A 13,380-nucleotide genomic window follows, 5' to 3' on the forward strand; every position below is an offset into this window, starting at 1 on the left:
TGCGAAGACCTGTCCGGGTGCGCCGCGAAAAGGCGCACCCGGACAGGACGCTAAAGGCCAAACTTTCTAAGAAGGCGGTTGAACCATTCGCGGCCGGATCCCTTCGGCAGTGCGGCGTGAGCGACCACCACTTTTATGTGAAAATCGGGATGGAGCGGGTGAAATCGAATGCCCAGCACCTCGGGAAGCTGCGCGTCCGAAGGCATTTCCGCGAACTCCCGGCCGGACCGTTGTGACGCGTACCGGTCCGGGTGCATGACTTCGATGATGACGTTGAACCTTCGGTCACCAGCCAACCCTTCACGAAAAAGGGTCAAGCGGTTCATCCCGGAACGATCGTGTTCTGACGCCAGCATTTCTGTACCGAGCAAAAGGACCGGATGCCCGCCGAGCATTTCCTCGCTGAGGAAGTGGTGCAAATGGAGCAGGACCGCCCTTTCTGCATCCTGCGAGATGCGGTCCAAGTCGGGTTTGGCAACAGTGCAGCCGGTAAGGACGAGGAGGCCCAGACACAATCCAAGATTCCAACAAATCGGACTGTTCGAAAACGGTTTCGCCGACGCTCCGCGGGTGACAGAGAATTGCCATTCAGCTGAGCTCACTGCCCCAGACTTAGCGACGAGCTTGCCGGGTTTCCAAGTCCCATTTCGGGATTGGACCGGGCAGCAGGGGCCGGAATCGCCGGTTCCCGGCGGCGTTCCATCCCCGGATCTCACCCGCCACCCCAACCAGGCACAACTCCGGACGGCACACGGCCATGCGGCCGTTGAAGCGCCCGTGAATGCGCAGCGTCCCCGATCCTCTCCGTGCCTCACCTTGCCCGCCACGCTGTGCCCTAGGGTCGGGTCCTGCCCGGGCCGGCACGGGTCAGGCTGCCGCAGATCACTTTTCTGCCGCCGGAGGCGCCGCCCGGGTGCCTTCCGGACCGAACACCTGGGCCACCTGTTCCAAGAGAACGCGACGCACCTCCTCAATGGCCTCGGGCGTCCCTTGGACACTGTGGCCGCTGCGGATCACGAGTTCCGATTCCGCGAAATCCACCCGGGCACTTTGAAAGCTCACGACGCCGTCCGATCCCGACTCCGGATCACCCGTGCCGCGAACGGCGATGATCGAGTGGGCCTTCACCCCGGGGACCGGGGTCAGGTCGGCAAGGGCGAGCAGCAGCGGGTTGTCGGGGGCCATGCTGTCCAGACTTGTGGGAACCCGGTTGCGCACTCCCGGAGGGAATTGGACATGCTCCCGGTCGTCCCCCAGGCCTTGGATCAACTCGGCGAGTTCTCCGGGAAGCCGCATGAAGCGGGCCGCCAACCGGCGCGCAAAGGCACTGGCGCGGTAGCTTCCCCGATGGGGCGTTGCCACAAACACCACCCGGCGGACGTAGGGAACCGGCTCGAAGAAGAAATTCCGCGCCACACCGGCCCGCTGGGCCTCCGTCAGCTCAAACGCGTCCAACGCGCGGCTGGTGACCGAGCGCCATAAAGCATCGCCGGGGTCCACCACGGCCAGCTTGGCCAGCAGGCCGCCCTGGCTGTGCCCCACCACCACCATTTCGCGGACGATGGGATCCCGACCTTCCGGATCCAAGTCCTGCACGGCGGCCCTCAGCGACTCGCGAAACGCGGCCGCGGACAGGGTCAGGGGATTCCCCGTGTTGTACACGTAGTTCCAGAACTGGCACCGACGCGCCAGCACGGGATCCGCCGCCAGTGTGTTCCACATCTCCGCCCACCAGACGGGGCTGCTGAAGGTGCCGTGAACGAACACCACGGGAATCCGACCCGGCCGATACGGCAGGACGGGATGGATGCCATTGGGCACCCGCTGTTGGGATGAAAAAAACTGCATCCGCCCCACCCGCCAGACGAAACGATCGGTCAGCAGGTGCGCCAGCGGCGCGGTGGTGTCCGTTTGCAGGGGCACCGTCCGGCCATCCACGTCCACCGTGGGCCCATCAAAGCCTGAGTGCAGTTCGAGCACCCCCTGGAGCCTGCCCTCGCTCCACTCTTTCGTGTCGCCGTGCACCCGGAGGAACAGGGTCAACGGGATCCGGCGCTCCAGGTCCGGCACGTCAGTGTTCGGCGTGATGGCGATCAACGGCGCGCCAAGGCCGGGCTCGCGGTTGCGGACGGTCAGACCCCGCACGCGGAACCGATCGGCTGCCAGCAACTGCTCGATCTCGTCCGCCCGGACCGGCAGGTCCGGGGATGGCTGAACATCCAGCGAAATCGGGCCGACCGGCAGCGTCCGAGCACCGGCCTCCAAGACCACCACCGGATTGGTTTCGCCCGCCGGGGAGAGACCTTCCGCGAGGCCCCGGTTGTACACCTCGCACGCCATCCGGAATCGCGGGTCGAACGGACTGGGCGGCTTTTCCCGACTGGCGCTCACCAGATACAGGTGGGCGTAAATCGCAGCGGACAAGTAGTAATCCCGGGCCTGTCGCGGCACCCAGGGCCGGGGACTGCGGGCGGACTGCTCCGCCTGGGCGTAGTTCAGTTCGGCGAGCGCACTCAGCAGGTCGCGGCGGTCGTCCAGCAGCGCCCGCTGATGCAGCGCGAGCAGCGTTTCTTCCGGGGCCCGGGTGTACTGACGATGCAGGCCAAACCGGCCCAGGACTTCCCGTGTCTCATTGCTGAGTTCGGGACTGCCCAGTGCCGTCCGGGTCTCCTCACGGAAGCTCTGACGTGGAGAAACCTTTTCCGCGCCAATGGGGATCGCGCAACCGCCCGACCCGCCGATCGCTGCCAACAGCACGACACCGGAGCACAAGGACGCAAAGGTGGGGGTATTGAGGCGACCGGAAGCGATCGGCATGACCGATGGTCCCCCGACGAGGTTGGGCAGGGACAGGAGTTTCTGGCCGCGTCTTCATCGGCTGCCGGAACCTGGCCGCGGTCCACGATCCGCACGGCGTCACCCACATCGTCCAGGTCGCGGTGCTCAATACCTTCAGCCCATCGTCAGATTGACCGGCGAGAAATAACGCCCAGCCCGGATTTCGTTGGCGCGCGCGGGATTCGGGATCGAGCAGGATCAACTTCTGTGCGGCAGCGATCACCTCCGCGTTACGCCTCGCGACAGTCAAATTGTCGGGACCACCAGGGACAGGACACCTGTCGGTGGCTCTGGCGACTCCAGTTCGCCTCTGGTTTGGGCCGCCCGGTCGGGGGCTTGTTCAGATCGCTTCCGCGGGAAATGAAGGACAGACTCCACCCGGCTCGCTAATAGCTGTCCTGTCCCTTGCCCGTCTCGCCGAGGGCGGTGGACGAGGCGGGGCGAAGTGCGTCGGTCGGCACCACCGTTTCAGATGCTGCGGAGTCCATCACCACAGTGTGCCAGATCATTGGGGTCCGAAATCCGACGGAATTCTCTTGGCGAGGAGGGCCGGACCGTTGCGACACTCCGCCGGTCGCATGCCCTTCACGCGTGTCTTCGCGGACCAGACGCAACACCCGCTCCTTCCCACCGCGGTGCTGGTCCGCCTGACCAGATTGAGCGTGGCGGGATCCCCAGCACCCACCTCCCCTCTGGAAGTGGCCCAGTTGAATCAGCGGCCCTGGGAGGAAGTCGTGCAGGAATTCCACGAGTCCGGCGCCAGTCCTGATGCCACCCGCCGTTTGCGGGACGCCCATCGCGAATTCGGGAAGTGCTTTTCCGACCTGAGGCGGGTCTTGCCGGAAGTCTCGACTGTGACGGGTTGTCACGAACTCAGCGTGGATCGCCTCGCCCGGGCGCTGTTCGCCTTCCGGTTGGTCGCCGAATGTCTGGAAGTGCTCACACCGCCCCAGGTTTCCTACGAACAGGGGCCACAAGGCACGGTGGACGTGCTGGAGAGTTTCACCCAGGCTTTTCGCCGAATCGTGGGAGCCACCTGGTCCGTGCTGTTCCCTGCGGACCAAATGTCACTCGTGGCCGATGCGTCGGCGCAGTTCTGGGTGGCCTGCCTGCACCACGCGCGCCCGGACGAGATGGCTTCGGGCTTCATTGGCTACTTCCGCCTCCCTCACGCCGACCGCTTTCGGGCACTCAATTCCGGGTTGGTGCCCGACCGCACCTTGCGGGTTCGGGACGTGATCAGCGAGCACGTGAATTCCGCTCACGACCGGCTCCGCCAGCTGCACGAAGCGGTGGCCGCCGGGGTTCGGGAAGGGCCCGAACGGCTCTTCGCGGAAATGACCCGGCAGGCGATGAAAATCGGATTGCCTCCGCTGGTCATGCAATTCTGCCACTACCTGATGCGCGAGGCCTGCGACGCCCTGGCAGGACTCGATGGACATCTGGCCGCGCGGGAGGACCGCTTCCTCCAGTATCTCATCCATCAGACCACCCGATCGGTCGAGGAATATGGCGCACAGGTCCACAGTCGCGCGGAGCTGACCGAGGAGGGCATCGCTGAAGTCTTGGGTGAACTTGATGGGCTCGTCGGCATCCAAGCCGTGAAGGCCAAGGTCCGCGACGTGGCCAACATCGCCCGACTACAACAACTTCGTGTCGCCCAGGGACTCCCGACCCTTGCCACCAGTTATCATGTGGTCTTCATCGGCAATCCCGGCACCGGCAAGACGACGGTCGCGCGGTTGTTGGCCCGCATCTACAAGGCGCTGGGCGTCCTGCGCAAAGGCCATCTGGTGGAATGCGACCGCGCCGCGCTGGTGGGGGAATACGTCGGGCAAACAGCGCCCAAGACCCACGCGGTCATTGATTCGGCACTCGATGGACTCCTGTTCATTGACGAAGCCTTTACTCTGGCGCGCGAGGGGGAGGATTATGGTCAGGAGGTGATCGCCACGCTGCTCAAGCGGATGGAGGACCATCGGGACCGACTCGTCGTCGTCGTGGCTGGCTATCCAGCGGAGATGGAGAGTTTCATCAATTCGAATCCGGGTTTGCGCTCCCGCTTCAACCGCATCATCTCGTTTCCAGACTACAGTCCGCATGAGCTCTGTCGCATCCTGGCCCTGATGTGCCGCCGCCACGACCTCCGCCTGGCCCCGACGTTGAAGGAGCGGCTCATCGCCCTGTTCCACGCGTATCATCACCAGCGCGATGGCCGGTTCGGGAACGCCCGTCTGGTGCGCAACTGCTTTGAGCATCTCATCGCCGCCCAGGCGTCACGTCTGGTGGCGGGACCTCCTCCGAACGCCCGCGCGCTCAGCGAATTCGTGCTGGATGATCTGGCGTGGCCCCCCGAACTCACGGATGTGCTCCCGCCCCCGTCTTCGCGGCGCTATCAGCTCAAGTGCCCGTCCTGTGGCGCCCTCTATTCCTGGACCCCGGAGCTGGATCTTGACGAGGCGCAGTGCACCCGCTGTCAGACCCTCTACGACGCCTCGTTTGGCGAACTGACCACGGGCTGATCTTCGTTGATTGTCAGTGGATGTCCGCCGGCGTCCCCGCAGCAATGGATGCGCGCCCAAGTAGCGGAGGGACAAGAAACCAGCAGGGACAGGACAACGATCCGTAGATCAGGCGATGACGGGTGGCTGATGGAGCCTTGGATGCTGTCTTCATGCGCCAGCGTCGTCTGAAGGCTCCCGCCTCATTTCCGGTGGCCCATGATCACTGCCTGTCGCGGGTGGTGAAGCGGCATACATTGATCTCAATCCGGTGCGGGCCGGATTGGTGGAGGATCCCAAGGACTGTCGCTGGTGCGGGTACGGGGCGGCGGCCGCCGGGAATGCCACGGCCCGTGAAGCTCTGGCCGCGGTATTGGCGATGGCCCAACGACGGCGGGAGGTCGCGCAAGAACCCGGGCAGGCGTTGGCGACGTACCGGATGTGGCTCTTCGGACAGGGGGAGGAGCGGGAAGGAACAGCTCCGGACGGTGGATCGGCGCGGAAGGGATTTTCGCGGGAGGCGGTGCTGGCGGTGTTGGCGGTGTTGGCGGCGCGGGGAAAGGTTTCGTTGCCGGAGTACCTGCAACTGCGGGTGCGGTACTTCGCCGACGGGGCGGTGCTGGGAACGCGGGAGTATGTGGACGGGGTGTTCCACGCCCTGCAGGGGCGCTGGGGCCACCGGCGCCGCGACGGCGCCCGGCCGATGATCGGGTCTGCCCGGCGACCAGTGCGTGCTGCGGGATCTGCGAAAGCAGGTCTTTGGCTGAGGGGGGGATCGGGTGCGGACTGAATACCCCATCAAGTCGCAGGGTGAGCTGACTCTCGAGATGGCTCAAGCACTCCAGCCGGGCTGCCGCCTGCCGCCTTGGGTCCGCCAGAAATTCGGGAGAATGTGATTCCAGTTCGCCCCTGAGCCGAGAAGCCCCATCGGTCGCTCGTCCCGTTCGTTTCCTCTGAAAGTGCCAGACGGACTCCAATACGCGCACCAATAGCTGTCCTGTCCCTTGGCTCGGGGCGAATAGTTGTCCTGTCCCCTGTCTCGGGGCGGGATGTTCATTTCGTTACTCGGTTCGCAGCGCTTCCATGGGATTGAGGCTGACTGCCCTTCTCGCGGGCAGCAGGCACGCCAATAGGCCCACGAGGCCGACCACCAAGATCACTCCCAGCAGTGTCCAGGGATCCAGCGCGTTCAGGGCTTTCGCCCGGCCGCGCTTTGGGAGTGCGGACATGATGGCGGTCCCGATGAGGAGCCCCGGCACGGCACCGAGGATCAGCAACCGGCCGCCCTGCCACATGATCAGGCGCAATACCTGGGCCCGGGTCGCACCCACTGCGAGGCGCACCCCAACTTCGCGGGTGCGCTCGATCGCGGAGAACGCCACCACGCCGTGAACGCCCAGCAGCGCAATCAATAACCCCACTCCGGAAATGCTTCCGAGGACAGACACGCGCTGCCAGACCTCCCCCTGGCGTTGGTCGATCAGATCCTTGATGAACACCGCCTGCGCCACAGGCTGGCGTGCGTCGATCCGGCGCAATACTTCGCGAACAGGTCCGGCCATCGTGCGTGCCTCAGCCCGCGTGCGCACCAGGAAGGTGAACGGACTGGGCAGGGCGGTGGCACGATGCCCGCAGATTACTTCCGGGCCAACCCGCTGATGATTTGTCAGCGGATGGCGATCCCCGACCACGCCGACGATGACCGCGCGGTTCGTGCTCCCGGGAATGCTCAACTGCCGGTCCAAGGGATCGCCGCCCTGAAAATAGTCCCGGGCGAACGATTCGTTCACCAGCGCCTCGCGGGCGGCCTGCCGCGAGTCCGCCGACAAGTCGCGACCGGCGAGCAACCGCATCCCCTCCAGGGCGGCCGCCCCCTGGCTGGTGTACAGGGTCGCGGCGGTCAGGCGGTGTTCCACCCCGTCCGCCGTCGCGGGCAGCGTGAACTCCATTTGATGCGCCCAGGCGGAGAGCACCCCGCTCCGGGAAACGGCGGCCAGTTCAACGCCCGGCAGCTCCCCGAGCGCGCGCAGCGCCTGGTCCGCATAGGCGTTGCGATCCTCCGGTTCGGGATGCGAATCGTTCCGCAAGTCCACGCTGACGGCGAGCAGGTGCGCGGGTTGTATTCCGAGGTCGGTGTTGCGCACATTGAGATACACGCGCAGCAACGACCCGGCGACCACGCACAGGATCAACGCCATCGTCACCTCGGAAGCGACCAGGAAGTTGCGAAAGCGATGTCGTCGCCGGCCGCTGACCATCTGTCCGCCCTCCTTCAAGGCGTCCGTCAGGTTGGCGCGGGAGGATTGCAGCGCGGGCAGCAGCGCGATCAGTGATCCGAGCAGCACCGAACCTCCCGCCGCGAGGGCGTACAAGCGCCAGTCCATTTTGGCGTCGATTTGCTGCAACCGCAGGAGATCGTGAAACCAGAACGACACCGCGAGTCCGAGCGCGCCGCCGAGCAGCGCGACCAGGATGGATTCGCCCATGACCTGCCGCACCACGCGCCAGCGATTCGCGCCGAGCGCAAGCCGGATGGCGAATTCACGCTGCCGGGCGAGCACCCGCACGAGCAGGAGATGGGTGATGTTGAAACACGCAATGCCCACCACACTTGCCAGGATGATCCCGGCGAAGAGCCACATGATCATCGCCTCGGGCGGGATGCCATGCTGTTCCTGGTCGAGTCGGCGGTCCAGCGGCGCGACCCGTGCGCCCTGGTACGCGAAGGGTTGCCGGCCGGGCTCCGCAGAGTTGGAAGCAGAAGAGAACTCCCGTTCCAGTACGGGCGCGAGTGTGTCCAGTTCCGCCTGGGCCTGTGACCGGGAGACGCCCGGCTTCAATCGGCCAAACAGCCACAGCCAACGTCCGGAATGTTCGGGCACAAAACGCACGGGCAACCAAAGGTCGGTGTTGAAGGCCAGCCAGGTGGAACGCATCGCCGCAGGCAACACGCCCACCACCGTGTGGAGTTCGTTGTTGAGCCGCAGTTCACGGCCGATGATGTCTGGGTCGGCGTCCAGCTTCTCGCGCCACAGTTGTTCCGAAATGATAACCCCACCCGCGCCCGCGCCCGAGGTCAGTTCGTCCGTCTCGTGGAACAGCCGGCCCTGCGCCGGCACCACTCCCGTCATGCGCAACAGGCTCGCGGAAATGCCGACCGCTGCATACCCCGTTGGTTCGCCGACGTCGGTCAGCGTCATGGGGTCGCCCCACACCATGGTGCCGGCCTCGTCCAGGAACGACAGATTTTCCCGATAGCCCAGCGCCAGCGAGGCGGGGAACGCCGCCTCGACCTGGCGTTCGCCGATGCGGAAAAACTTCACCATCCTTTCGCGTTCGGGAAACGGCATCAGCTTCAATTGATTATCCCGCATTGACGCGTACAACACGCTCACGGTGCCGATCAGGAGCGCGACGGTCAGCAGGATCACGCCATTGGTGAATGGGTGCTTCAGCAATTGGCGGAGGGCGAATTTCAGGTCGGACATGGGAAGTTATGAGTTATGAGTTATGAGTTGGAGACAGAGCGGCGGAGGGCGTTGAGCATTTTGCGGAGTCCGTGGGTCAGGCCGGTGGCTTTGGCGGCCTCAACCGCAGTGCAAAACTCTAAGTTCAATGCTCAGCGTCAATTGAGTGTCGAGTTTGGTGGTGGACCCTCTCGCATGAGCGATCAACTGAACAACCATTCCTGAAGTTCGCCGGGCCTGACTCTCTGCGAGATTGGAGGGAATCGAAACTGCGGCTATTCGCATCTGGGAAGCGAGCCCGAACTTCTCCTCGTTGGGAAACTTGGCGGTCAGTCGGTCGGTCCGTCTGCCATGACGCACACCCTTCTGCCAACTGATCAACTCCCGGCAATTCCTCGGCGCTCGGAGTTCAGTGCTCATAACTCATAACTCATAACTCGCTTCGCAGCGCCACCATCGGATCGGTCCGCGCCGCCCGACGGGCGGGCAGCCAGCAGGCAAGCACGGCCACGCCCGTCAGCGCCGCCGCGAGGCCCAGAAAGGTCACGGGGTCCGACGCTTTCACGGAGTAAAGCTGACTCGACAAGTAGCGCGTCACGACAAACGCACCGGCGAGCCCGATCACGACGCCCAGCAGCGTCAGCCGCAACCCGCCGTGGATGATCAGGCCCAGCACATCGCTTCGTTGCGCGCCCAGGGCCATCCGCACGCCGATCTCGCGCCGGCGTTGCGTCACCGCGTACGACATCACGCCGTAGATGCCCAGGACGGCGAGCAACAGTGCGACCGCCGCAAAGCCGCCGAGGAAAGCCGTGTTCAGTCGCCGCGAGGTCGTGGTGTCCGCCAGGCGCTGCTCCATCGTCATCACGTTGTGGAGAGGCTGGCTCGGATCCACCTTCGCCACCACGCCCCGCGCGGCGGAGATCAGACCGGCAGGCTCACCGCTAACGCGGACGACGAAGCTCAGCGCGTCGCCCGCGTCTTCCAGCTCCGGGCTGTACACCTCCGGCATGACGTCGCCGGCCAGTCCGCTCTGCCGCACATCGCTGACGACCCCCACCACCGCCGGCCAGGGCGTCTCGGCGCTCGATCCGAGCAGGCGGATGCGTCTGCCAATCGCGCTTTGGCCGGGGAAGAAGCTTCTCTCAAACGCCTCATTGACGATCACCACGCCCGCGCCGGGGCGCGCATCCTGCGCAGTGAAGGCTCGTCCACTCTTCAGCGGGATGCCCATCGCGCTAAAGTAATCGAAGGTGACCGTCGGTCGCGAAACCGGCGTCACCTTCAGCTCTCCCCGCCGCAGCCTGCTCACGTCAATCGGTGGCCGGCCCTCAACATCCGCCACCGCAATGCGGTTGAACTGGGTGAGCGGCAGGGAATCCGTGACGGCGGCCGTCTGGACGCCGGGCAGCGCCTTCAACTGCTCGACGATTTGTTCGATGAGATTGACTTTCTGCGGCGAGGATTTCCCGCCTGTCAGCGTGACTTGGAACGTCAACACGCCCTCGGTCCGGAAGCCGGGCTGGACATCGGTCAGCCGCGAAAAGCTCTTGATCAACAACCCGGCGCCGATGAGCAGCACCAGCGCCAGCGCCACCTCCGAGACGACCAGGAATTGCCGGAGCCGGTTGCGCTGTCTGCCGGTGTCGCCACGGCTCTCCACTTTGAGTGCGGCGTTGACGTCGGTGCGCCACGCGTGAACGGCCGGCGCGAGGCCGAACGCCAGGCCGGTGATCACCGACACGCCGACCGTGAACGCGAGCACCCAGGCATCCATGCCAATCCCTTGCATCGCCCGCTGGCTGACGTCGTTCCACTGCCCGAGTGCCCGGACGCCTCCGAACGCCAGCAACAATCCCAACCCGCCGCCAGCCAGGGAAAGCAGCACGCTCTCCGTCAGCAACTGGCGGGCAACCCGCCAGCGTCCGGCTCCGAGGGCGGCGCGGACGGCCATCTCCCGTTGTCGCGCCGCCGCGCGTGCGAGCAGGAGGTTGGCGACGTTCGCGCAGGCGATCAGCAGGACCAACGCGACCGCGCCCAGCAACACGAGCAGCGGCCCCTTCACCTCGCCGACGACCTGTTCGTGCAGGCCAACCAGGGTCAAAACGCCTCTGCCAACTTCGCGACCTCCACCCGCGCCGCCTTCGCCCCCGGTCGCCGCCGGTCCGTTTGGTTGAATCCGCTGTGCAATGGTTTGCAGCTCGGCTTGCGCCTGCTCGAGCGTCACCCCGGGTCTCAACCGGGCAATGGCCTTCAGCAGCATCATGCCTTCACCGTGGATCACGAAGGTTCCCCCCGTTTCTCCGAGCGCCAGCGGGGTCCAAAGTTGAAACGGTTCGGGATATTGAAAGTGCGAGGGGAGAATGCCCACGACGGTGTGGCCTTGTTCGTTCAACGTGATCGTCCGGCCCAGCACGTCCGGGTCGCCGCCGAACCGGCTCTGCCAGAGGCCATATCCGAGCAGGACCGCCTTCGGGCCGCTGGGCGTGTCCTCTTCCAGGGTGAAGTTGCGTCCCAACGCCGGCTGGACGCCGAGCAGTGGAAAGAAGTCCGCCGTCACCGCGCCGGACACGATGCGTTCCGCCGCTCCGGCCCCGGTGAGGGTCATGTCGCCCCCACTGTAGGCGCCGATGCGCGCCAGCGACTGGCTCTGCGCCTTCACTTCAACGAACGCGTCGCTGCCGATGTAGGTGCCGGGGCCGCCCTCCAGGTTCGCGAGCAACTGCACCAGCTGGCCGGGTTCAGGATAGGGCAACGGCCGGAGCAGGACGGCATTGACCACGCTGAAAATCGCGGTGTTGGCCCCGATGCCGAGCGCCAGCGTGAGCACGGCCACAGCGGAGAAGCCGGGGTTCTTGAGCAGTTGGCGGAGGGCGAATCTGATGTCGTTCATGGTTCGGCTCGCGGTGTGTCGGTTCATTTCGTGCCGTGGTCTCGCAGCAGCGCGGCAATGTCCGTGTGATTGCGTCGAGTGGCCCAGGCGAGGGGCGTGGCCCAAGGCGGGTCGTCCGGCAGATTCGGCTTTGCGCCGCGCTGGAGCAGCAGTTCCGCCATCGCCTTCTGCGCGAACTTCGCGGCCCAACCCAGTGGCGTGGAGCAGAGGTCTTCGTCCCGTGCGTGCAGGTTCGCGCCGTGGTCAATGAAGAGTGCGGCCTTTTCCACGTCGCCGTTGCGCGCGCAGTGATGCAGCGGGGTGATGCCCAGCCAATCGGGCGCGGCGGGATTCATGCCATGTTGGAACAGCAGTTCGTTCAGCTCGCGCGTCTTTGCTCCGACTGCCCATCCGGGGAACTCGACGCGGCGCGGAAGATCGGGCTGGTAGCGCAGCATCAGACGCACGAAGGCTTCCCTGCCCTCGCTCGCCGCGTTGGCGAGCGCTCCGGGGTCGTTGGCCAGCGCCGGATTCGCCGCGAAAACCGCCGCCGCGGTGAGCACGTCGCCGCTATAGGCGAGCAGATGAACCGCCCGCGAGGCGCCATGAGAGCAGAGCAGTTCGATCATCGCCGCGTTCCGCGGAGTGGAGTACCCGGCCGAACCCAGCGCCGCGCTCAGGGTGTCCGCAGAGCTCTCGATTTCCACGTTCGGATGTGCGCCGTGCTGCAGCAGCAGCCTCACGATTTCGATGTGCCCCCGAACCACGGCGGAATGCAGCGCGTGGCCGTCCGGGGCGATGCCTTCCTCGGGCAGATTCGGATCGGCCCCGCGCTCCAGCAGCAGCCGGACGATCTCAATGTGTCCGCCGGCGGCGGCGTTTTTGATCGGCGCACCGCAGCCGGTGTAATAGCCGGCATAGTCGGAAAGCCGGTTGACGAGTGCCGGCTCCTGATCCAGCAGCTCGCGCACACGGGTTTGATTGCCGGTGGCACAGGCCATGCCGAGGTCCACGTTCGCGCCGCGGCGGACCAGGTGATCGTAAACCTCCCGAGGCTTGACCGGCCATTCGTCCGGCACGTCGCGCCAGCCGCGGAAATGGTAGTCGCCATTGGTCAGGTGGATTGGCCGCGCACCGTCGGAACGTCGCGCGTTGAGTTCGGCGCCGCGTCTCAGCAGTTCATCAACGAAATCCAACTGCCGCGTCATCACCGCCCAGTGGATGGGTTGATTGGACCGCTGGTCACCCGCGTGGAGCAGGTCCGGCGAGGCGTCCAGCAACGCGCACAGCCTTGCGAGGTCATGCTCCCGGATGGCGGCAGCCATGGGTTCGCCGCGGGGCGAGGCGCCGCATCGCTCCGCCAGCTTCGAGGCGAGCAGGTCTTCCATGTCCGCGTAACCGCGGTCGCGCGCGATCTCGAGCAGGCTGTCGTTGACCGCCAGGCCGAAGGGATCGGGATCGCGGTCGAGAAGGAAGGCGGCGACCTCAAGGCGGTTCTCGCGGACCGCGAAGTAAAGCGGCTTGCGGTAGGCGTGGTGACAGCGCACCAGCGCCGGGTCCTTCGCCAGCAGCCGCTTCACAGTTTCCAAGTCACCCGCCAGGCAGGCGCAGAACAGCGCCCAGACATCCGTGCCGGTGCCGGCCGACCACTTCAGCGGCCGGTCGTGTTTCAGTTCTTCAGGCTGGGTCATGATCTTGAACT

Annotated in this window: 8 protein-coding genes; 2 read left to right on the plus strand and 6 right to left on the minus strand. The window is 65.5% G+C overall.

Features of this window, described 5'->3' with window-relative positions; all coding sequences use genetic code 11:
• Positions 1 to 50 precede the first annotated feature (50 nt).
• Together KF791_14340 and KF791_14345 are read right to left on the minus strand one after the other, a co-directional pair.
• A complete protein-coding gene (locus KF791_14340) occupies positions 51 to 464 on the minus strand; it encodes a hypothetical protein (protein ID MBX3733760.1) in 414 nt (137 codons plus the stop codon).
• 418 nt (positions 465 to 882) lie between these two features.
• Positions 883 to 2,817, minus strand: a complete 1,935-nt coding sequence (locus KF791_14345; protein ID MBX3733761.1) for an alpha/beta hydrolase — start codon at positions 2,815 to 2,817, stop codon at positions 883 to 885.
• Between the two features lie 1,358 nt (positions 2,818 to 4,175).
• On the opposite strand from KF791_14345, the gene KF791_14350 reads away from it, so the two are divergent.
• Positions 4,176 to 5,360, plus strand: coding sequence for an AAA family ATPase (locus KF791_14350; protein ID MBX3733762.1), 1,185 nt, complete (start codon positions 4,176 to 4,178; stop codon positions 5,358 to 5,360).
• Positions 5,361 to 5,610: 250 nt separating this feature from the next.
• Positions 5,611 to 6,129 carry a hypothetical protein gene (locus KF791_14355; protein ID MBX3733763.1) on the plus strand — a complete coding sequence of 173 codons (519 nt, stop codon included), beginning with the start codon at positions 5,611 to 5,613 and terminating at the stop codon, positions 6,127 to 6,129.
• A gap of 271 nt (positions 6,130 to 6,400) precedes the next feature.
• Here KF791_14355 and KF791_14360 read toward each other — a convergent pair whose 3' ends face one another.
• From KF791_14360 to KF791_14375, 4 genes are all read right to left on the minus strand, one after another.
• Entirely contained in the window at positions 6,401 to 8,827 is a 2,427-nt protein-coding gene (locus KF791_14360; protein ID MBX3733764.1) for an ABC transporter permease, read from the minus strand.
• Positions 8,828 to 8,926: 99 nt separating this feature from the next.
• A complete protein-coding gene (locus KF791_14365; GenBank protein ID MBX3733765.1) occupies positions 8,927 to 9,226 on the minus strand; it encodes a four helix bundle protein in 300 nt (99 codons plus the stop codon).
• Between the two features lie 10 nt (positions 9,227 to 9,236).
• Entirely contained in the window at positions 9,237 to 11,699 is a 2,463-nt protein-coding gene (locus KF791_14370; protein ID MBX3733766.1) for an ABC transporter permease, read from the minus strand.
• A gap of 23 nt (positions 11,700 to 11,722) precedes the next feature.
• Complete coding sequence (locus KF791_14375; GenBank protein MBX3733767.1) at positions 11,723 to 13,369, minus strand: ankyrin repeat domain-containing protein; 1,647 nt, start codon at positions 13,367 to 13,369, stop codon at positions 11,723 to 11,725.
• Positions 13,370 to 13,380 lie beyond the last annotated feature (11 nt).

The sequence above is a fragment of the Verrucomicrobiia bacterium genome (assembly GCA_019634635.1).
Classification (GTDB): Bacteria; Verrucomicrobiota; Verrucomicrobiia; order Limisphaerales; family UBA9464; genus UBA9464.